Origin of the sequence: Shinella fusca (assembly GCF_014203155.1) — a bacterium.
GTDB classification, from domain to species: Bacteria; Pseudomonadota; Alphaproteobacteria; order Rhizobiales; family Rhizobiaceae; genus Shinella; species Shinella fusca.
The window spans coordinates 242435-261811 of record NZ_JACHIK010000003.1; the positions used below are offsets into that span (position 1 = coordinate 242435).

18 protein-coding genes are annotated in these 19377 nt (G+C 66.5%); 3 read left to right on the plus strand and 15 right to left on the minus strand.

Annotation, left to right across the window (positions count from 1 at the left end; all coding sequences use genetic code 11):
• Positions 1 to 128: 128 nt before the first annotated feature.
• The 4 genes from HNQ66_RS05670 to cysG are packed head-to-tail and all read right to left on the minus strand — an operon-like array spanning position 129 to position 4073.
• A complete protein-coding gene (locus tag HNQ66_RS05670) occupies positions 129 to 629 on the minus strand; it encodes a DUF934 domain-containing protein (protein WP_184141746.1) in 501 nt (166 codons plus the stop codon).
• Between the two features lie 11 nt (positions 630 to 640).
• Positions 641 to 2314 (minus strand): nitrite/sulfite reductase, encoded by a 1674-nt coding sequence (locus tag HNQ66_RS05675; protein ID WP_184141748.1) that lies wholly within the window; start codon positions 2312 to 2314, stop codon positions 641 to 643.
• A 9-nt stretch (positions 2315 to 2323) separates the two neighbouring features.
• Positions 2324 to 2632, minus strand: coding sequence for a DUF2849 domain-containing protein (locus HNQ66_RS05680; RefSeq protein ID WP_184141750.1), 309 nt, complete (start codon positions 2630 to 2632; stop codon positions 2324 to 2326).
• Position 2633: 1 nt separating this feature from the next.
• Entirely contained in the window at positions 2634 to 4073 is a 1440-nt protein-coding gene (cysG, locus tag HNQ66_RS05685; protein WP_184141752.1) for a siroheme synthase CysG, read from the minus strand.
• Positions 4074 to 4304: 231 nt separating this feature from the next.
• On the opposite strand from cysG, the gene mazG reads away from it, so the two are divergent.
• Positions 4305 to 5141 (plus strand): nucleoside triphosphate pyrophosphohydrolase, encoded by an 837-nt coding sequence (mazG, locus tag HNQ66_RS05690; RefSeq protein WP_184141754.1) that lies wholly within the window; start codon positions 4305 to 4307, stop codon positions 5139 to 5141.
• Positions 5142 to 5522: 381 nt separating this feature from the next.
• Here mazG and hflX read toward each other — a convergent pair whose 3' ends face one another.
• The 10 genes from hflX to HNQ66_RS05740 form a co-directional block, all read right to left on the minus strand.
• Positions 5523 to 6851, minus strand: coding sequence for a GTPase HflX (gene hflX, locus HNQ66_RS05695; protein WP_184141756.1), 1329 nt, complete (start codon positions 6849 to 6851; stop codon positions 5523 to 5525).
• Between the two features lie 77 nt (positions 6852 to 6928).
• On the minus strand, positions 6929 to 7171 hold the full coding sequence (gene hfq, locus HNQ66_RS05700) for an RNA chaperone Hfq (RefSeq protein ID WP_023514954.1): 243 nt from the start codon (positions 7169 to 7171) through the stop codon (positions 6929 to 6931).
• Between the two features lie 97 nt (positions 7172 to 7268).
• Complete coding sequence (locus tag HNQ66_RS05705; protein WP_184141758.1) at positions 7269 to 8132, minus strand: D-amino-acid transaminase; 864 nt, start codon at positions 8130 to 8132, stop codon at positions 7269 to 7271.
• Between the two features lie 8 nt (positions 8133 to 8140).
• A complete protein-coding gene (gene trkA, locus HNQ66_RS05710; protein ID WP_184141760.1) occupies positions 8141 to 9517 on the minus strand; it encodes a Trk system potassium transporter TrkA in 1377 nt (458 codons plus the stop codon).
• Positions 9518 to 9547: 30 nt separating this feature from the next.
• The gene (gene ntrX / locus HNQ66_RS05715; protein WP_184141762.1) at positions 9548 to 10912 is read right to left on the minus strand and encodes a nitrogen assimilation response regulator NtrX; all 1365 of its coding nucleotides are present in this window, start codon (positions 10910 to 10912) and stop codon (positions 9548 to 9550) included.
• Entirely contained in the window at positions 10902 to 13136 is a 2235-nt protein-coding gene (locus HNQ66_RS05720; RefSeq protein WP_380778927.1) for a sensor histidine kinase NtrY-like, read from the minus strand. Before HNQ66_RS05720 ends, ntrX begins: the two co-directional genes overlap by 11 nt.
• Positions 13137 to 13391: 255 nt before the next feature.
• The gene (gene ntrC, locus HNQ66_RS05725; RefSeq protein WP_184141766.1) at positions 13392 to 14846 is read right to left on the minus strand and encodes a nitrogen regulation protein NR(I); all 1455 of its coding nucleotides are present in this window, start codon (positions 14844 to 14846) and stop codon (positions 13392 to 13394) included.
• The gene (locus tag HNQ66_RS05730) at positions 14846 to 15985 is read right to left on the minus strand and encodes a two-component system sensor histidine kinase NtrB (RefSeq protein ID WP_184141768.1); all 1140 of its coding nucleotides are present in this window, start codon (positions 15983 to 15985) and stop codon (positions 14846 to 14848) included. The genes ntrC and HNQ66_RS05730 overlap by 1 nt, the downstream gene beginning before the upstream one ends.
• Positions 15982 to 17007, minus strand: a complete 1026-nt coding sequence (dusB, locus tag HNQ66_RS05735; RefSeq protein ID WP_184141770.1) for a tRNA dihydrouridine synthase DusB — start codon at positions 17005 to 17007, stop codon at positions 15982 to 15984. The genes HNQ66_RS05730 and dusB overlap by 4 nt, the downstream gene beginning before the upstream one ends.
• Complete coding sequence (locus HNQ66_RS05740; protein WP_184142263.1) at positions 16988 to 17167, minus strand: hypothetical protein; 180 nt, start codon at positions 17165 to 17167, stop codon at positions 16988 to 16990. Before HNQ66_RS05740 ends, dusB begins: the two co-directional genes overlap by 20 nt.
• Between HNQ66_RS05740 and HNQ66_RS05745 the strand changes: the two genes are divergently transcribed.
• Positions 17153 to 18364: a bifunctional 2-C-methyl-D-erythritol 4-phosphate cytidylyltransferase/2-C-methyl-D-erythritol 2,4-cyclodiphosphate synthase gene (locus HNQ66_RS05745; protein WP_184141772.1), complete on the plus strand. Its 1212-nt coding sequence runs from the start codon at positions 17153 to 17155 to the stop codon at positions 18362 to 18364. The two genes, HNQ66_RS05740 and HNQ66_RS05745, sit on opposite strands and share 15 nt — an antisense overlap.
• Positions 18361 to 18861: a CinA family protein gene (locus HNQ66_RS05750; protein ID WP_184141774.1), complete on the plus strand. Its 501-nt coding sequence runs from the start codon at positions 18361 to 18363 to the stop codon at positions 18859 to 18861. Before HNQ66_RS05745 ends, HNQ66_RS05750 begins: the two co-directional genes overlap by 4 nt.
• Positions 18862 to 18867: 6 nt before the next feature.
• Here HNQ66_RS05750 and HNQ66_RS05755 read toward each other — a convergent pair whose 3' ends face one another.
• A complete protein-coding gene (locus HNQ66_RS05755) occupies positions 18868 to 19320 on the minus strand; it encodes a type II toxin-antitoxin system RatA family toxin (protein WP_184141776.1) in 453 nt (150 codons plus the stop codon).
• Positions 19321 to 19377 lie beyond the last annotated feature (57 nt).

Here is a 19377-nt window from a genome sequence, read left to right on the forward strand (position 1 = left end):
TCCAATGCGCCGATCGGCCGCGCAATATTTGCCGCGCCCCCTGCTTTCGCCCGGGACGCGGCGATCCGCCTTGATCTGGAACAATACTGGCACGCGATTGCGGCCTTTCAAGGAGCAGGCCCGGAAATTCAGGCCCGGCGGCGCCAGCTATAGGAGTTGACGTCCTGCGCGGGACGCGCCGTCGGCTGGTAGTGGACGGGAATGCCCGGCAGGCGGTTTTCCGCAAGCCGTTTCAGGGCCGTCGCATTGCTGACGGCAAAACTGTCGATGCCGCAGCGAAGCATCAGCGGCACCTGGTCGATCAGGACGTCGCCGACCGCCCGCACCTCGCCGGAGAACTTCAGGCGCGAGCGCAGCAGCGAGGCATGGCTGAAGGCGCGCCCGTCGTTGAAGGCCGGGAAGGCGACGGCGACCAGCGCCAGCCGGTCGAGATGGCCTTCCAGCCTGCGCACGTCGTCCGCCGGATTGACCAGCACGCCAAGGCCCGTCTCGTTCGTGCCGGCGGCCTTCTCGAGGAAGGCGTCGAGGCTGAGGATCGCCTTTTCGTCCGGCCCGGCCTTCATGTCTTCGGTCTCGATGATCCAAGGATCGCCGGTCACGAAGCCGGATTCGTTCCAGATTTTCGTCATGGCCGTTCTCCTCAGGCTGCCGCGACCGTCTTCTCGCCGTAGAGCGCATCCTTGAAGGGCTGCGGTCCGACGCGGCGATAGGCGGCAAGGAAGGTTTCCGACGGGTCGCGGCGCAGGCCGAGATAGGTATCGACGACCACCTCGACGGCGTCCGTCACCTTCTCCGGCTCGAAGCCGCGGCCGATGATCTCGCCGATCGACGTGTTCTCGTCACCCGAACCGCCGAGCGTGATCTGGTAGAGCTCCTCGCCCTTCTTCTCCACGCCCAGAAGACCGATATGGCCGACATGGTGGTGGCCGCAGGCGTTGATGCAGCCGGAGATCTTGATCTTCAGCTCGCCGATCTCCGCCTGGCGCTCCGGCGAACCGAAGCGGTTGGAGATCTCCTGTGCGACCGGGATCGAGCGGGCATTGGCGAGCGCGCAGTAATCGAGCCCCGGGCAGGCGATGATATCCGTGATGAGGCCGGCATTGGCGGTCGCCAGCCCTGCGGCGACGAGGCCGCGATAGACCGGCTCCAGATCGGCCAGCGCCACATGCGGCAGGATGAGGTTCTGCTCGTGGCTGACGCGGATCTCGTCGAAGGCATATTCCTGCGCGATATCGGCAACGGCCTCCATCTGCGCGTCGGAGGCATCGCCCGGAATGCCGCCGATCGGCTTCAGGGAGATCGTCACCATGCCGTAGTCGGGATGCTTGTGCGGCTGCACGTTCTGCTGCACCCAGCGGGCGAATTCCGGATCGGCCTTCTTCCACTGGGCAAGGTTGGCCCAGCCCTCGGCGCGGGGCGCAAGCCGCGGCGGGGCGAAATAGGTGGCGATCGCCGCGATATCGCTTTCCGGCAGCGTCAGCTCGCTGCCGCGCAGTTCGGCGAATTCGGCCTCGACCTGCCGCGCCAGTTCCTCCGCGCCCATCTCGTGCACGAGGATCTTGATGCGCGCCTTGAACTTGTTGTCGCGCCGGCCGTAGAGATTGTAAACGCGCATGATCGCGGTCGTGTAGGTGAGAAGGTCCGCCTCCGGCAGGAAGTCGCGGATCTTCTTGGCGACGAGGGGCGTGCGCCCCTGCCCGCCGCCGACATAGACGGCAAAGCCGATCTCGCCATGCCCGTTCTTCTTCAGGTGCAGGCCGATGTCGTGCACCTGGATCGCCGCGCGGTCACGCTCGGCGCCGGTGACGGCGATCTTGAACTTGCGCGGCAGGAACGAGAATTCCGGATGGACGGAGGACCACTGGCGCAGGATCTCCGCATAGGGCCGCGGATCGGCGACCTCGTCGGCGGCAGCGCCCGCGAAATGGTCGGCCGTCACGTTGCGGATGCAGTTGCCGGAGGTCTGCAGCGAATGCATCTCCACCGTGGCAAGGTCGGCTAGCGCATCCGGCAGCTCGGAAAGCTTCGGCCAGTTGTACTGGATGTTCTGGCGCGTGGTGAAATGGCCGTAGCCGCGGTCGTACTTGCGCGCGATATGCGCCAGCATGCGCATCTGGCGGGAATTGAGCGTGCCGTAGGGAACGGCGACGCGCAGCATGTAGGCGTGAAGCTGCAGATAGACGCCGTTCATCAGGCGCAGCGGCTTGAAGGCGTCTTCGGCCAGTTCGCCGGAAAGGCGGCGGGCGACCTGGTCGCGGAACTGCTCCACCCGGCCGGAAACGAAGGCGTGGTCGAATTCGTCGTAACGGTACATGCGATATCCTCAGGCGGCCGTCGCGGCGAGGCCGGAATAGCCGATGGCATAGGCGATGGTCGGGCCTTCCGCGCGGATGCGTTCGCGCATGCGCAGCGGCCGCAGCACACCGTCGACCTCTTCCACGTCGATGACGTTGACGTCGACCACCTGGTTGTCGGCGAAGGCCTGCCGGCCGGTGGCTTCCAGCGCCTCGACGGCCTCCTTGTGGCGGGCGACGAAAGCGGCCTGGAGCCGTTCGTTCCAGTTGCCGGCGGCGTCCAGCCAGACGGAGGTGCCGTCGGAGAGGCGGTTGGCTGTCAGAACCTTGTCGGCCATATCATGCTCCCAATGCTGCTGTGGCATGAACCGGCTCGCGGACGGCGAGCGGTTCGGAATGTTCGAAATTGGCGCCGGCGACGGCATCGCCGATAATCACCATGACCGGGCCGGCGAGCTCGTCGCGATGTTCGAGGCCCGGCAGGTCCTTGAGCGTGCCGTGCAGCAGCCGCTTTTCGCGGCGGCTGGCGTTCTCCACCACCGCAACCGTCGTTTCGGCCGGAAGGCCGGCCTCCATGAGCCGTGCGGCGACGGAAGCCGCCACGCTCCGGCCCATGTAGACGGCGACGGTGGCGCCGGAAATGGCAAGGCGCGCCCAGTCCGGCAGCACGGCGCCGGTAAGGTCGTGGCCCGTCGTGAAGACGAGCGAGGAGGCGACGCCGCGCAGCGTCAGCGGCAGCTCGAAATCGGCAGCGGCGGCGAAGGCCGAGGTGATGCCCGGCACGACCTCGTAGGTGACGCCGGCCTGGCGGAGCGCCGCCATTTCCTCGCCGGCGCGGCCGTAGACGAGCGGATCGCCGGATTTCAGGCGAACGACGCGCTTTCCGGCCTTGCCGAGGTCGACGAGGAGATCGTTGATCTCTTCCTGCGACTTGGAATGGCAGCCCTTGCGCTTGCCGACGGACAGGCGCTCGGCATCGCGCCGGCCCATGTCGACGATGGCCTGCGGCACGAGCGCGTCGAAGACGATCACGTCGGCTTCCATCATCACGCGCTGGGCGCGCAGCGTCAGGAGGTCTTCGGCGCCCGGGCCGGCGCCGACGAGCCAGACATGGCCCTCGGCCCTGCCCTGTGCGCCGAGGAGGGAATCGGCGGCGCGACGCGCCGTTTCGATATCGCCGTTGTTGACGGCATCGGCGACGGCGCCCTGGAAGAACCGGCGCCAGAAGACGCGGCGGGTGACGCCGCGCGGCAGGATACGGTCGACGGCCTCGCGGTAGCCGTTGGCAAGGCTTGCGAGCCGGCCGAGCGAGGGCGAAAGGAGCTGGTCGACCTGCGCGCGGATCATCTGTGCCAGCACGGGGCCTGCCCCTTCCGTGCCGATGGCGACGGCGACGGGCGCACGGTTGACGAGCGCCGGCGTGAAGAAATCGCAGTAATCCGGCTGGTCGACGGCATTGACGGGGATGCGCAGCTCGCGTGCGGCGGTGGCAATGGCGCGGTCGGCCGCAGCATCGCCGGTTGCGGCGAAGACGAGCGTAGCGCCGGCGATCGCTTCCCCGGAAAAGGGCGCGCGCTGGAGGACGAGGCCGTTTTCAGCGATGAAGCGGGCGAAATTGGCTTCCGGCGCTTCGGCCAGCACGACGATGCGCGCATCCGTGTTCGACAGGAGGCGGGCCTTGGCGAAGGCTTCGTCGCCCCCGCCCACGACGACGACCGTCCTGCCGCTGACGCGGAAGAAGGCCGGGAAAGTCGAGAGCTTGTGCTGCGCTGCGGTCATGGTTCGGTCCGGTTGAAGTGTGCGCACTATCGCGAAAATCCGCCAGGAACGAAAGAAACAGAAATTCCAATGGTTCGGGAGGGGGGTATTGTTTTGCTCTGGCACCCGGCATTTTGAGCATAAGTCACCGGCCGCCCTTGCCTGCCCGCCGCACCGACCGCTAAGGATGCGGCATACCGCCAACGGGGATCATCTTCCCGGCAACGCCATCCCGCTCAACTGAGACCCGCCATGGAACCGAGCCGCGACATCGAACGCCTGATCGAGATCATGGCGGCCCTGCGCCAGCCGGAAACCGGCTGCCCGTGGGACATCGTCCAGACCTTCGAAACGATCAAGCCCTACACGATCGAGGAGGCCTACGAGGTCGCCGACGCCATCGAGCGGAACGACATGGACGACCTCTGCGAGGAGCTGGGCGACCTTCTCCTGCAGGTCGTCTTCCATGCCCGCATGGCCGAGGAGCGCGGCGATTTCGATTTCGGCAGCGTCGTCGAGGCGGTGACGCGCAAGATGATCCGCCGCCATCCCCACGTCTTCGCCCGCTCGGATGCCGACACGCCCGAGGCGGTGAAGCTGCAATGGGACGAAATCAAGCAGGCGGAAAAGCGCGAGCGCAAGGAACGCCGCGCAAAGCGCGGCCTGCCGGAAGACCCGCTGCGCGGCCATCTCGGCCCGGTGCAGCGCTCGTTCCCCGCGCTTGTGGAAGCGCTGAAGCTTCAGGAGCGCGCCGCGAAAGTCGGCTTCGACTGGTCGGAACCCGCGCCGATCCTCGACAAGATCGAGGAGGAGATCGGCGAATTGCGCGAGGCCCTGCGCGACGGCAACAAGGACGCCGTTGCCGACGAACTCGGCGACCTGATCTTCGCCCTCGTCAATATTGGCCGCCATGTCGGCGCCGACCCGGAAATGGCCCTGCGCGGCACCAACACCAAGTTCCGCAACCGCTTCTCGCATATCGAGGACAGCCTTGCCGAAAACGGCGAGAGCCTGGAAGAGGCGACGCTGGAGCGGATGGAAGAGTTGTGGCAGGCGGCGAAGCGGATCGAGCGGCAGTTGGGGGAGTAGGGTTCCCCATCCCGCTCCGCGACCTTCTCCCCGCAAAGCGGCAAAGCAAAAGGCGCGCCGAACAAGCGCCCACCCATCCAATTGCCTACACCGCTTTCACCAAACCTCGCCCACCCACTGCCGTCATCCTCGGGCTTGACCCGAGGATCCAGACCGCAAGCGCCGTGCCCGTCGCATGGGTCCTCGGGTCAAGCCCGAGGATGACGGAGGGGAGGTTTGCAGATCGGCGGGAGGTCTCGAACAAAGGAAAGGTTAGCGGTTCGCGGGTGGAGCAGAGACCGGAGCCTGAAGCAGCGATTGCGAAGGGAAGAACGGCTTGCGTTGCTTTTCGGCAGATCGATAGCTGAGCATGCGGTGAACGAGGGCACACTTCCCTCCCCCTCAGCGCTCCCAGTCCTCGCGCACCGGCTTTGCGCCGATCCCGAGCCGACGGTCGAGTTCGGCGGCTTCGGTTTCCGTCAGGCGGAGTTCCAGCCGCACGTTGCCGTCTTCCATGTCCTCGCGGGCGTCGACGACGGAGTGGTCGTAGATCCACGGCAGGAGCTGCAATTGCGTGAGGGGCACGATGACGTCGCGGTCGACCAGCACACCGGAAAGGCGGCGGTTGATCTCGTCGAGCAGCGCATCGACGCCCTCGCCGGAGATCGCCGAGACCGCCATGACGTTCGGCTGGCTCTCCGCCTTCTGCACCAGCGCCTCGCGCGCTTCCGGCTCCAGCCGGTCGATCTTGTTCCAGACCTCGAGGATGCGTTCCGCGCCGTCCTTCTCGTCGATGCCGAGATCGGCGAGGATGCGCAGGACGTCCGAGGATTGCGCGCCGTTGTCCGGGTCGGACATGTCGCGCACATGGAGGATGAGGTCGGCCTCCAGCACCTCTTCCAGCGTTGCGCGGAAGGCGGCGACGAGATGGGTCGGCAGGTCGGAGATGAAGCCCACCGTGTCGGAGAGGATGACGGTGCGGCCCTGCGGCAGCTTCATGCGGCGCAGCGTCGGGTCGAGCGTGGCGAAGAGCATGTCCTCGGCCAGCACCCCTGCCCCGGTGATGCGGTTGAACAGCGTCGACTTGCCGGCGTTGGTATAGCCGACGAGGGCGACGATGGGGTGCGGCACCTTCTTGCGCTTGGAACGGTGGAGCTGGCGGGTGCGGCGCACCTGCTCCAGCTCGCGCTCCAGCTTGACGATCTTGTCCTGCAGCAGCCGGCGGTCGGCCTCGATCTGCGTTTCGCCCGGCCCGCCCATGAAGCCTGCACCGCCGCGCTGGCGCTCGAGGTGGGTCCAGCTTCGAACGAGACGGCCGCGCTGGTAGTTGAGATGCGCAAGCTCGACCTGCAGCGTGCCTTCCTTGGTGGAGGCGCGGCGGCCGAAGATTTCGAGGATGAGGCCCGTGCGGTCGATGACCTTGGCGTTCCATTCCTTCTCGAGATTGCGCTGCTGCACCGGCGTCAGCGGATGGTCGACGATGACGAGGCCGGCATCGTGCGCATCGAGCGCCGCCTTGATCTCCTCGATCTTGCCGGAGCCGAGCAATGTGCCGGGCTTCGGCTGGGCGACGGGCACGATGGCGGCGTGGACGACCGTGAGGTCGATGGCATGGGCAAGGCCGACGGCCTCTTCCAGCCGCGCCTCGTCGGAGCGCGCGGGCACGGCCGACGGATCGGCCTGCTGGGCGCGGGACGCCTTCAGCACCGGCGCGATGACGACGGCGCGCATGTCGTCCCGGGGCTTTTCTGCGTCCGGGACGATGGAGTCCTTGCGGGGATCGGATTTGCTAATCTTCGTGGGTCCTGTCAGGAGCCGCTTTCCTCGGTCTCGAACATCTGCAAGGGCTGGCCCGGCATGATGGTCGAGATCGCGTGCTTGTAGACGAGCTGCGAGTGACCGTCACGGCGCAGCAGCACGCAGAAATTGTCGAAGGAAGTGACAACCCCGGTCAGCTTGACCCCGTTGATGAGAAAGATCGTCAGAGAAATCTTTTGCTTGCGAACGGTATTAAGAAAAAGATCCTGCAGGTTTTGAGAACGTTCCGCCATCGCGCCGCTTCTTTCTGATTGCCGGCCCTTTCGGCCGGTTGACTGGAATAAATGCCCCCTGGTCCGGCAACATGTTCCCGGACCGCCGATTTTGGTATCAAATCGCGGTCTTCTCCGCAACGGCGAAAAAGGCCTCGCGGATTTTCTGTGCGGTCATGCCGGGATGGCCGTTGGCGATGGTGTGGCCGTCGATGGAAACCACCGGCAGGCAGATCGTCGTCGCGCCGGTGACGAAGACTTCCCGCGCCTCCAGCATCTCGGCCACGGAAAAGCGCCGTTCCTCGACCGCAAGGCCGAGCTTTGCGGCGACGTCCATTAGCGTCGTGCGGGTGATGCCTTTCAGGATATCGTGGCCGGCAGGGCGCGTGACGAGCGTTCCGGCCTTGTCGACGATCCACAGGTTCGTGGCCCCGCCCTCCGTCACGTTGCCCTCGGCATCGACGAAGATCGCCTCCTGCGCGCCCATCTCCTTCGCCTGCTGGCGGGCCAGCACGTTCGGCAGCAGGCCAACGGTCTTGATGTCCACCCTGCCCCAGCGGTTGTCGGGAACGGTGACGCCCTTGATGCCGGCGGCATATTTCGCCGCGTTCACCGCCGGGTCGAGGCTCTTTGCCGTGACGATAAGCGACGGTCGCACATCCGGCGCGGGAAAAACGTGGTCGCGCCGCGCCGTGCCGCGCGTTACCTGGAGATAGACCATGCCGTTGACGACGCGATTGCGGCGCAGCACCTCGCGCAGGATTGCGGTGAGCGCGGCGCGCGGCATCGGCGGGCGGATGCGGATTTCGGCCAGCGAGCGGTCGAGCCGGTCGAGATGGCGCGTCAGGTCGACGATGAAGCCGGCCTGCACCTGGCAGACCTCGTAGACGGCATCGGCGAAGACGAAGCCGCGGTCCTCGATATGCACCGCCGCATCCGCATGGCGGACGTAGCGGCCGTTGACATAGGCAAAACGCGGCATGGAAACCCTCAGAAATACTGGATGCTGACGCGGAAGAGCTGCTCGACATGGCGCACGGCCGCGGCGGCGGCGAAAAGCACGACGCGGTCCTTCGCCTTGATCTTCGTGTCGCCGTCCGGGCGGATCACCGCCTGGTCGCGATAGATCGCGCCGATGCGGATGCCGGGCGGCAGCTCGATCTCGCGCAGCGGCCGGCCGACGAGCGGCGAGGTCTCCAGCGCCTCGGCCTCGATCACCTCGGCCGAACCCTTTTGCACGGCGTAGACCGAGCGGATGCGCCCCTTGCGCACATGCTGGAGGATGCCGGAAATGGTGACTGCGCGCGGGTTGATATGCGCGTCTATGCCGAGCGTCTTGGTGAAATCCTGATAGCTCGGATCGTTGATGAGGACGAGGTTCTGCTTGCAGCCGAGGCGCTTGGCCATCACGCTGCCGAGGATGTTGATCTGGTCGTTGTTGGTCAGCGCCACGATCAGGTCCGCATCCTGGATATCGGCCTGCAGCAGCATCTTCTGGTCGAGCGCCGAGCCGTTGAGGACGACGGCATTGCGCAGCTTGTCGGCAAGGGCGACGGCGCGCTCGCGGTCGCTCTCAATGATCTTGAGCCGCGTCTTCGGCTGGTAGTCCTCGATGGCCTTGGCGACGAAATAGCCGATATTGCCGCCGCCGGCGATGACGATGCGGGCGGCCTCCTGCTCCTCGTGGCCGAAGAGCGCGAGCGTGCGGCGCACATGGCCCTTGTCGCAGACCACATAGGCAAGGTCGCCCGAATGGAGCTGGTCGGAGGAGTTCGGAACGAAGAGCTTGCCTTGCGAGAAGATGCCGGTGACCGTCGCATTGAGGTCGGGGAAGAGCTCGCTCAGCTGCTTCAGCGGCGTCTCGACGACCGGGCAATCCTCCATGCATTCGATCGCGACCATGACGATGCGGTCGTCGGCAAAGCGCACCACGTCCGTCGCGCCGGGGAAGGAGATGCGTCGCAGCACCGTCTTGCCCACCTCCACCTCCGGCGAGATGGTGACGTCGATGGGCAGGTTCTCGCGCGAGAAGAGGTCGGAATATTCCGGTGCCAGATAGCTCTGCGCGCGGATGCGGGCGATCTTGGTCGGCACGTTGAACAGCGAATGGGCCACCTGGCAGGCGACCATGTTGATCTCGTCGAACAGCGTGACGGCGATGATCATGTCCGCCTCGTCCGCGCCGGCCTTGGCGAGGATTTCCGGATGCGCGCCGTGGCCGACGATTCCGCTGACGTCCAGCGTCTCGGTGATGCCGGCGATCAGCGAGGGCTGCATATCGATGACCGACACGTCGTTGCCCTCCTCCGAAAGCCGCTCCGCGATGCCGTAGCCGACGCGTCCGGCGCCGCAGATGATGACCTTCATCTCACAGAATCCCTCAAGTCCCTGAGGGTCTTATACGCCAAGCGACTTCAGTTTGCGATGGAGCGCGGAGCGTTCCATGCCGACGAACTCGGCGGTGCGGGAAATGTTGCCGCCGAAGCGGTTGATCTGCGCGATGAGGTAGTCGCGCTCGAACATCTCGCGCGCCTCGCGCAGCGGCAGCGTCATGATGTGCTGGTCGCCCTGCGTGGAAATCTTCGGCAGCATGTCGCCTACTTCCGTCGGCAGCATGTCGGCGCTGATCGGCGTATCGGGGCCGTCGCTGCGGGCGAGAATCATCAGGCGCTCGATATTGTTGCGCAACTGGCGGATATTGCCCGGCCAGTCGTGCGCCTGGAGGACGGCGAGCGCGTCGTCGCCGATCTTGCGCGCGCGGATGCCGGCCTGTTCGCTGACCTGGCGCATGAACATGTCGACGAGGAAGGGAATGTCCTCGCGCCGCTCGGCAAGCGGCGGCACGCGCACCGGCACCACGGCGAGGCGGTGGTAGAGGTCCTCGCGGAAACCGCCCTCGGCGATCAGGCTTTCGAGATTGTAGGCGGTGGAGGAGATGATGCGCACATCCACCTTCACCCGCTTGGAGCCGCCGACGCGCTCGAATTGTTGATCCACGAGCACGCGAAGAATCTTGTTCTGCGTCTCGCGCGGCATCTCGCCGATCTCGTCGAGATAGAGGATGCCGCCATGGGCCTCCTCCAGCGCGCCGGTCTTGCGCGGCTGGCCGGGCGTGCCTTCGGTGCCGAAGAGCGCGATCTCCATGCGCTCCGGCGTGATCGCCGCGGCATTGAGCACGACGAACGGGCCGTTCGCCCGGCTCGACTTGCGGTGGATCATGCGCGCCACCAGCTCCTTGCCGGAGCCGGAGGGGCCGAGGATCATGATGCGGCTATTGGTCGGCGAGACCTTTTCGATGGTCTGGCGAAGCTGCGAGACGGCGACGGAGGTGCCGATCAGTTCGACGGGATCGCCTGAGCGCTTCTTCAGCTCCGTCACCTCGCGGCGGAGCTTGGAATTCTCCAGCGCCCGCTCGGCGATCAGGATCAGCCGGTCGGCCTTGAAGGGCTTTTCGATGAAGTCGTAGGCGCCGCGGCGGATGGCGGAGACGGCCGTCTCGATATTGCCGTGGCCGGAGATCATCACCACAGGAAGATCGGGATGGCGGCTCTTGATCTCGTCGAGCAGCGCAAGCCCGTCGAGCTTGCTGCCCTGCATCCAGATATCGAGGAAGACGAGGCGCGGCACGCGGTCGCTGATGGCGGCGAGCGCGCTATCGCTGTCGAAGGCGGTGCGCGTCTCGTGCCCTTCGTCGGAAAGGATGCCGGAGACGATCTCGCGGATGTCCTCTTCGTCGTCCACTACGAGAATATCAGACGCCATGGCTCATGTCCTTGCTCTTCTTATTATCCGCATCGGCGGCCACCACCGTTTCCTCGTAGGGCAGGATCACGCGGATCATCGCCCCGTGGCCGTGGTCGAAATCCGCAGGGGCATCGTGCAGTTCGAGCTGCCCGCCGTGGTCTTCGATGATCTTCTTGACGATGGCGAGGCCGAGGCCCGTGCCCTTCTCGCGCATGGTCATGTAGGGTTCGAGGATACGGTGCCGGTTCTCGGTCGGCAGGCCCTTGCCGTTGTCGATGACGTCGACGACGAAGCGGCGGCCCGCATCGTCCGCCCGCGCCCGCACGAGAACCTTGTGCCCTCCCCGCTCCGCATCCGGCGGCAGCGCCTCGATCGCTTCCACCGCATTCTTGATGAGGTTGCCGAAGGCCTGGCCGAGCATGCGCGCATCGAAAAGGCCCGTCAGTGGCAGCTCGCCGAAATCCTTGGCGAAGACGACGTGGTTGTTTCCCATCTCGCGCAGGAAAACGGCATCCTTGAGGATGCTGCGCAGGTCGGAGCGTTCTTTCGTGGGCTTCGGCATGCGCGCGAAGGCGGAGAACTCGTCGACCATGCGGCCGATATCCTCGACCTGGCGCACGATGGTGTCGGTGCACTGGTCGAAGACGGCGCGGTCCTCCTGGTCGATCTGCTTGCCGTAGCGGCGGCGGATGCGCTCGGCTGAGAGCTGGATCGGCGTCAGCGGGTTCTTGATCTCGTGCGCGATGCGCCGTGCCACGTCCGCCCAGGCGGTCGAGCGCTGCGCGATGACGAGGTCGGTGATGTCGTCGATGGTGACGACGTAGGATTCCTTGGCGTCCTTCGCCTCCTCGCGCGTCACCTGCACGTTCAGCGTGCGCTCCTTGCCGCCGTGCATGATGTTGACCTGCTTGCGGTAGTCGTTGCGGTGACGCACCGATCCTTCTTCCAGCACCGCGGCGATCTCCGGCGCCACCTGGCTGAGCGGCTGGCCGAGGAGGTCGGCCGCGTTGCGCCCGAGCAGGATTTCCGCAGAGAGGTTGGCGATGGTCACCCGCCCGTCGCCCTCCACGCCGATGACGGCCGCCGTCACGCCCGACAGCACCGCCTCGATGAAGCGCCGGCGATAATCGACCTCGTCCTTCGCATCGAGAATCTGGCTCTGCTGGGCGCGGATCTCGGCGATCATCTTGTTGAAGGTGCGCGAGAGGTTGCCGACGTCGCCGTCGGCCGTGCGCACGGGCACGCTGACGTCGAGATTGCCGGAGGCGACGCTGTCGGCGGCGCCGATGAGCTGGCGGATCGGCCGCACGATGCGGTCGGCGACGGCGATGGCCGTCCAGATGGCGGCGAGCAGCACGATCAGCGCGAAGCCGAGATAGAGGACGCCGAAGGCGATCTGCAGCGGCGTGCGGCCGGCCTCCAGCGCCCGGTACTCCGCCGTGTTCTCCTCCATCAGGCGCATCGAGCGCATGACCTCGGGATCGACCGTGCGGATCGTGTAGAGGAAGGCGTCCGGGATGTTCTCCAGCTTGATGATGGCGCCGACGAGGTTCGTGCCGCCGGGGGGGATCAGCGTCGGCTGGCCGGCAGCCGAGGCTTTCAGCGCATCGGCCGGCACCGGCGGCAGCGGGCTTTCCGTCGGGATGCTCGCCTGCAGGATCGCCGAGCCGTCGCCGCGCAGCAGGAAGGCGCCGAGCATGCCGCGCCCGCGCGCCTGCCGCGTCATCAGCTCGATGAAGCCGGTGCGGTCGAGGCTGTAGAGCTGGCGGTTGCGGTCGAGGTCGTTAGCCATGGAGGCCGTCTGGCCCTGGAGGTAGCTGGCATTCTCCAGCACATAGGCCTGCGCGACGTTCAGCGAGGAGCTGACGATGGACTGCGTGCGGATGGAGAACCAGCGGTCGAGGCCGACGTCGAGCGTGATGGAAGCGAAGATGGCGACCAGCACCGCCGGCGTGATCGCCACGATGGAGAAGAGCGCGACGATGCGCACATGGAGCCGCGCGGCGGCGCGCCCGCGCCGGCGGGCCTTCAGCAGCCGCGTGATCTCGCGGCCGATGAGGAACATCAGGCCGACGATGAAGATGGCGTTGATCGACGCCGAGGCGATGACGACGTTGGGCTCCGGCTTGATGGGCGTCAGGCCGAGCAGGATGAAGAGCGAGATCGTCGCGGCGACGAGCGCGCCGCCGGCAAGCAGCAGGCCGGGCAAGGCGAAGGACGCGCGCCGGTCCGAGACCACCATCGCGCCGTCCTCACCCTCCGAAAGCAGGCTCACGCCTTCCGCCATCTGCCGCATCGCTCCCCGGCCGTGCATCCCCGCAAGGATACCGGCGCCTTATCCGTCTTTTCCGGGATGGCGCCGGCCGTTCACGGACCGGGCGGCATTCGCACCCCCGCATTCCGGACGGCCGGGCATGCGGACCTATTCGACCGCGAACCCCTCTGTTACCCTCAAGCAACAGAATGTGGCCAAAATGCAACGCTGACTGCCGCCAAGTCAAGCAGAGCGCGAACTTCTGTACACAGATACGCCCAGTTCGCGAATTTTCTTGCGCAGCGTGTTGCGGTTGAGGCCGAGGAGATCGGCGGCCTTGATCTGGTTGCCGCGCGTTGCCGTCAGCGCTGCGAGGATCAGCGGATACTCCACCTCGGCCAGCACCCGCTCGTAGAGGCCGGAGGGCGGCAGGCCGTCGCCGAAGCTTGCGAAATACTGGCGCATGTTCTCTTCCACCGCCTGGGAGATGGAGAGCGAGCCGGTGCGCACCGGCGCCTTGTCGATGGGGCTGTCGGGAATATCGGCGCGCAGCTCCGCCTCGATGATCTCGCGGGTGATGGTATCCTGCGGGTAAAGCGCGGTCAGGCGGCGCACGACGTTTTCCAGCTCGCGCACATTGCCGGGCCAGGGATGCGCCTTCATCAGTTCCAGCGCCTCGTGGTCGAAGCGCTTGGCGTCGAGCCCCTCCCTTTCCGCCTGCTGCACGAAATGGCGCACGAGGTCGGGAATGTCCTCCGCCCGGTCGCGCAGCGGCGGCAGGCGCAGCGGCACCACGTTGAGGCGGTAGTAGAGGTCCTCGCGGAAGAGGCCCTGGTTGATCGACTGCTTCAGGTCCTTGTTGGTCGCCGCGACGATGCGCACGTCGGTGCGGATGGGCGTGCGCCCGCCGACCGTCGTATATTCGCCCTGCTGGAGCACGCGCAGCAGCCGCGTCTGGGCATCCATCGGCATGTCGCCGATCTCGTCGAGGAAGAGCGTGCCGCCCTCGGCCTGCTCGAACCTGCCGGTCGAGCGGTTCTGCGCGCCGGTGAAGGCGCCTTTCTCGTGGCCGAAAAGTTCCGATTCGATGAGGTCGCGCGGGATGGCCGCCATGTTGATGGCCACGAAGGGACCGTTGCGACGCTTGCCGTAGTCGTGCAGCGCGCGGGCGACGAGTTCCTTGCCCGTGCCCGATTCGCCGGTGATCATCAGCGTCAGGTCCGTCTGCATCAGGCGGGCGAGCACGCGGTAGATCTCCTGCATCGCTGCCGAGCGGCCGACGAGCGGCATGCCGTCCTGCGCGTCGTCTTCCATATGCGCGGGCTTGCGCTTCGGCTCGGCGAGCGCCCGGCCGATGATGGCGATGAGCTCGGTGAGGTCGAAGGGCTTGGGCAGGTAGTCGTAGGCGCCCTTTTCCGAGGCCTTGATCGCCGTCATGAAGGTGTTCTGGGCGCTCATGACGAGCACCGGCAGCTCCGGCCGGGCCTTCTTGATGCGCGGCAGGAGGTCGAAGGCGTTCTCGTCGGGCATGACGAGGTCGGTGACGACGATGTCGCCCTCGCCCGCGGCGATCCAGCGCCACAAGGTCGCTGCATTGGAGGTGATCCGCACGTCGTATCCCGCGCGGCTCAAGGCCTGGTTGAGAACCGTGCGGATCGCGGCATCGTCATCGGCAACGAGGACTGTGGCGCCTGTCATCAATTATGTCCTTTGGTCTTGGGATAGTCGTCGTCTTCGCTGACGCCGCGGGAGGCCGGCATCAGCACGCGGAAGGTGGTTCGCGAGCCCTGGCTGTCGCATTCGACGATGCCGCCATGGCCGCCGATGATCTTCGCCACCAGCGCAAGGCCAAGGCCGGAACCGTTGGTCTTGGTGGTGATGAAGGGATCGAAGAGGTGCGGCAGGAGGTCGGCCGGAACGCCCGGCCCGTTGTCGTGCACGCAGAATTCGAGCGGCAGGGAGATTTTCTCCCGCGTGCCGGCGACCGAAAGGCGGATGCCGGGCCGGTAGGCGGTCGTCAGCTGGATTTCGCCGTCCGGCCGGTCGCCGACCGCCTCGGCGGCGTTCTTGATGAGGTTGAGGAAGACCTGCACGAGCTGGTCGCGGTTGGCATAGACCGGCGGCAGCGAGGGGTCGTAGAGCTCGGTGATCCGGATATTGCGGGCAAAACCGGCCCTTGCGACCGCCTTCACATGATCCAGCACCGCATGGATGTTGAGCGGCACGCGGTCGACGGGCCGCTCGTCGGAGAAGACCTCCATGCGGTCGACCAGCGAGACGATGCGGTCTGTCTCCTCGCAGATCAGCCGCGTCAGCGCCCGGTCCTCGTCATTGGCCGAAGTCTCCAGAAGCTGCGCGGCGCCGCGGATGCCGGAAAGCGGGTTCTTGATCTCGTGCGCCAGCATGGAGGCGAGCCCCGTGACGGAGCGCGCCGCAACCCGATGGGTGAGCTGCCGGTCGATCTTGTCGGCCATGGATCGCTCCTGGATGACCACCACGACGGAGCCGGGCTCGGTCGTCGCCGGCGCGACATAGATGTCCACCAGCTTCTCCGCGCCGAGCCGCGGGGAACTGAGGTCCACGCGGTATTCGCTGACCGGGGCCTTGCGCTCGCGCACCTGCTCGATGAGCGTCAGCAGTGGACTGCCGAACGGAATGAAGGTGGAGACCGTGTGCCGGGCAAGATGGCTGGCGCTGGCGCCGAAGAAGGATTCGGCCTCCCAGTTGGCGAAGGCGATGAACCCGCGCTCGTCGACGAGGATCACCGGGTTCTGGATGGCGTTCAGCACCGCGAGCGCGAGGTCCGGCGCCTTGGGGTCCGGGGCCTTCTCCGTCATGCAGCCTCTCCCACGCGGGCATCGCCGCCTTCCGCAAGCGCCGCGGCCAGACGATCGGCAACAAAATCACTGTCGCGCGCCGTCATGATCTCCGCCTTCCGCGGCCCCGTCATGCCGGGCGCGAAGCGCTCCAGATACCAGCCGACATGTTTGCGCGCATGGCGAAGGCCTGCCTCCACGCCGTAGAAATCCAGCATCATGCGATAGTGCTCGACGGCGATGGCCGCGATCTCTTCGCTGGAAGGATGCGGCGAAACACCCGCCAGCACGGCGGGATGCCATGGCCTGCCCTGCGCCGAGCGGCCGACCATGACCGCATCGGCGCCGGAACGGCGCAGGATTTCGGCGGCATCCTCGGCGGTATCGACATCGCCGTTGGCGACAAGCGGGATGGAAAGGACATCGCGCACGGCGCGGATCGCGTCCCAGTCCGCCCGGCCTTCGTAGAACTGCATGCGCGTGCGGCCGTGGACGGTGATCATCGCCGCGCCCGCCGCCTCGGCGCGGGCGGCGATGTGCGGTGCGTTGAGGCAATCGTGATCCCAGCCGAGCCGCATCTTCACCGTGACCGGTACCTTCACGGCGTTCACCGTCGCCTCGATCAGACCGAGCGCATGGTCGGGATCGCGCATCAGTGCGGAGCCGGAATAGCCGCCGATCACCTTCTTGGCGGGGCAGCCCATGTTGATGTCGACGATATCGGCGCCCTCGCCTTCCGCGATCCTCGCCGCCTCGGCCATCCAGTGCGCCTCGCGGCCGGCGAGCTGCACCATATGGGGCCGGATGCCGCAATTGCGGATGCGCGCCCAGCTTTCGCGCGCATTCAGCGCCAGTTCCCGGCTCGCGACCATCTCCGTCACGACAAGCCCCGCGCCAAAACGCCAGGCGAGATCGCGGAACGGCAGGTCCGTCACACCCGACATCGGCGCAAGGACCACCCGGTTGCGAAGGGTCTGGCCGCCGATCGCGAGCGGCGCGGAGAGGGTTTGGACTGTCAAATGCTCATCTTTCAAGCAAGTCATGTTGCTGCACTATTTTTAGACATTGTTGCCGGTTTTGCCAAGCCGCAATCACGCCGGCCGGCAATTTTCCGAAGGGCGCTGGAATTGCGGCAACCTTCCGGCTAAACACTCCAAAACGCTTTGAAACGGGAGCTGTCGAACCGAAATGCAGGCGGAACATGCACTATCCTGCGGTGTGGTGATCGTTGCCGCCGGGCGGGGCGAACGGGCCGGCAGCCATGCCGACGGCCCGAAACAGTACCGCCGCATCGGTGGACGGCCGGTCATCGCCCATACGCTCGACCTGTTCATCGGCTGGCCCGAGGCCCGGCACATCGTCGTCGTCATCCACCCCGACGACGAAGCGCTCTTCGCCGCCGCCCGCGCCGAAGCGCTCTCCGCCGATGGCCGTCTCACGGTCGTCCACGGCGGCGCGACGCGCCAGCAATCGGTGCTCGCCGGCCTCGAAGCGCTCTCCGGAAAGGAGATCAGCCACGTCCTCATCCAGGATGCCGTGCGCCCCTTCGTCGAGCCCGCCATCCTCGAGCGCACGCTCATCGCCTTCCAGCACGGCGCACGCGCCGTCCTGCCGGCGGTCGCCGTCGCCGACACGCTGAAGCGCGCGGATGCCAACGGCAATGTCGCCGAGACGGTGTCCCGTTCCGGTCTCTTCGCCGCGCAGACGCCGCAGTCCTTCCATTTCGAGACCATCCTCGAAGCCCACCGCCGCGCGGCCGCCTCCGGCCGCACGGATTTCACCGACGACGCCTCGATCGCCGAATGGGCCGGCGTGCGCGTGCACCTCGTCGAGGGCGGCGCCGGCAACGTCAAGCTCACCCTGCAGAAGGATATCGCCATGGCCGACCAGCGCCTCTCCCACGGCCTGCCGGATGTGCGCACCGGCAACGGCTATGACGTGCACCAGCTCGTGCCGGGCGACGGCGTCACGCTCTGCGGCCTGTTCATCCCGCACGACCAGATGCTCTCCGGCCATTCCGACGCCGACGTCGCGCTGCACGCGCTGACGGACGCGCTGCTCGCCACCTGCGGAGCCGGCGATATCGGCGATCATTTCCCGCCGTCGGATCCGCAGTGGAAGGGCGCAGCCTCGCGCATCTTCCTTGAACATGCCGCCGGCCTCGTGCGCGCACGCGGCGGCACGATCATGAACGCCGACGTCTCGCTTATCGCCGAAGCGCCGAAGGTCGGCCCGCACCGCGAGGCGATGCGCCGGAACCTTGCCGAATTCCTCGGCATTTCCCTCGACCGCTGCTCGGTCAAGGCGACGACGAACGAGAAGATCGGCTTCGTCGGCCGCCGTGAGGGCATCGCCGCCATCGCCACCGCCACCGTGGTCTACAGGGGAGCCGACGCATGAGCTTCTGGCCGAAGGATATCGAGGATGCCGCGCGGGCGATCGTCGAGGATTTTTCCGCGCGCGGCCTGACCGTCGCCACCGCCGAATCCTGCACGGCCGGCCTCATCGCCGGCGCGCTGACGGAGATCGCCGGCTCGTCCGCCGTCTTCGACCGTGGCTTCGTCACCTATTCCAACGAGGCCAAGCAGCAGATGATCGGCGTTTCCGCCGAGACGCTGAAGGCGCACGGCGCCGTCTCCCGCCCGACCGCGCTGGAAATGGCAGAAGGCGCACTCAGGCAGTCCGGAGCGGCGGTCACCGTCGCCGTCACCGGCATTGCCGGGCCCGGCGGCGGATCACCGGAAAAGCCGGTCGGCCTCGTCCATCTCGCCGCCGCCCGCAAGGGCCGGGAAACGCTGCACCGCGAGATGCGCTACGGCGACATCGGCCGCAGCGCCGTGCGCCTTGCGACCGTGCGCACCGCGCTGGAAATGCTGGCGGAAATCGGCCGGGACTAAAGACGCTCAGGCCGCCGGATAGATGGCGGCGGCGCGCTTTTCGAAGGCGTCGGTGAACATGCGGAAGGCGCGGTCGAACATCGAGCCCATCAGCGCGCCGAGGATGCGGCTCTTGAACTCGTAGTCGATGAAGAAATGCACCGAAGAGCCGCCCTCGGGCAGCGGCTCGAAGCGCCAGCGGTTGTCGAGGTAGCGGAACGGCCCGTCGATATATTTCACGTCGATTGCCCGTTCGGCACGGTTCAGCAGCACCTGCGTGGTAAAGGTCTCGCGGATCGCCTTGTAGCCGACGGTCATGTCCGCGATGAGCAGTTCCTTGCCGTCGCGCTCCTTGCGCGAGCGCACCGCCAGCCCCTCGCAGAGCGGCAGGAACTCCGGATAGCGCTCGACATCGGCAACGAGGTCGAACATCTCATCGGCACTGTGGGGAACGGACCTGCGGGTTTCGAACTGGGGCATGCCCGAGAGCTAATGAAGCGCGGCAGGTCTTGCAAGTGTCCGCCCCGTCCTGCCCGA

Bases quoted from the DNA above. Each gene is read 5' to 3' on its own strand.
- dusB (WP_184141770.1), bottom strand. From the start codon at position 17,007: ATGACTTGCTTGAAAGATGAGCATTTGACAGTCCAAACCCTCTCCGCG.
- HNQ66_RS05755 (WP_184141776.1), bottom strand. From the start codon at position 19,320: ATGCCCCAGTTCGAAACCCGCAGGTCCGTTCCCCACAGTGCCGATGAG.
- HNQ66_RS05705 (WP_184141758.1), bottom strand. From the start codon at position 8,132: ATGCCGCGTTTTGCCTATGTCAACGGCCGCTACGTCCGCCATGCGGAT.
- HNQ66_RS05670 (WP_184141746.1), bottom strand. From the start codon at position 629: ATGACGAAAATCTGGAACGAATCCGGCTTCGTGACCGGCGATCCTTGG.
- ntrX (WP_184141762.1), bottom strand. From the start codon at position 10,912: ATGGCGTCTGATATTCTCGTAGTGGACGACGAAGAGGACATCCGCGAG.
- HNQ66_RS05730 (WP_184141768.1), bottom strand. From the start codon at position 15,985: ATGACGGAGAAGGCCCCGGACCCCAAGGCGCCGGACCTCGCGCTCGCG.
- HNQ66_RS05675 (WP_184141748.1), bottom strand. From the start codon at position 2,314: ATGTACCGTTACGACGAATTCGACCACGCCTTCGTTTCCGGCCGGGTG.
- cysG (WP_184141752.1), bottom strand. From the start codon at position 4,073: ATGACCGCAGCGCAGCACAAGCTCTCGACTTTCCCGGCCTTCTTCCGC.
- HNQ66_RS05680 (WP_184141750.1), bottom strand. From the start codon at position 2,632: ATGGCCGACAAGGTTCTGACAGCCAACCGCCTCTCCGACGGCACCTCC.
- hfq (WP_023514954.1), bottom strand. From the start codon at position 7,171: ATGGCGGAACGTTCTCAAAACCTGCAGGATCTTTTTCTTAATACCGTT.
- HNQ66_RS05745 (WP_184141772.1), top strand. From the start codon at position 17,153: ATGCAGGCGGAACATGCACTATCCTGCGGTGTGGTGATCGTTGCCGCC.
- trkA (WP_184141760.1), bottom strand. From the start codon at position 9,517: ATGAAGGTCATCATCTGCGGCGCCGGACGCGTCGGCTACGGCATCGCG.
- HNQ66_RS05750 (WP_184141774.1), top strand. From the start codon at position 18,361: ATGAGCTTCTGGCCGAAGGATATCGAGGATGCCGCGCGGGCGATCGTC.
- HNQ66_RS05720 (WP_380778927.1), bottom strand. From the start codon at position 13,136: ATGGTGGTCTCGGACCGGCGCGCGTCCTTCGCCTTGCCCGGCCTGCTG.
- ntrC (WP_184141766.1), bottom strand. From the start codon at position 14,846: ATGACAGGCGCCACAGTCCTCGTTGCCGATGACGATGCCGCGATCCGC.
- hflX (WP_184141756.1), bottom strand. From the start codon at position 6,851: ATGCGCGCCGTCGTCATCGCGCCGGTGCTGAAGGCGTCCCGCGCCCAG.
- HNQ66_RS05740 (WP_184142263.1), bottom strand. From the start codon at position 17,167: ATGTTCCGCCTGCATTTCGGTTCGACAGCTCCCGTTTCAAAGCGTTTT.
- mazG (WP_184141754.1), top strand. From the start codon at position 4,305: ATGGAACCGAGCCGCGACATCGAACGCCTGATCGAGATCATGGCGGCC.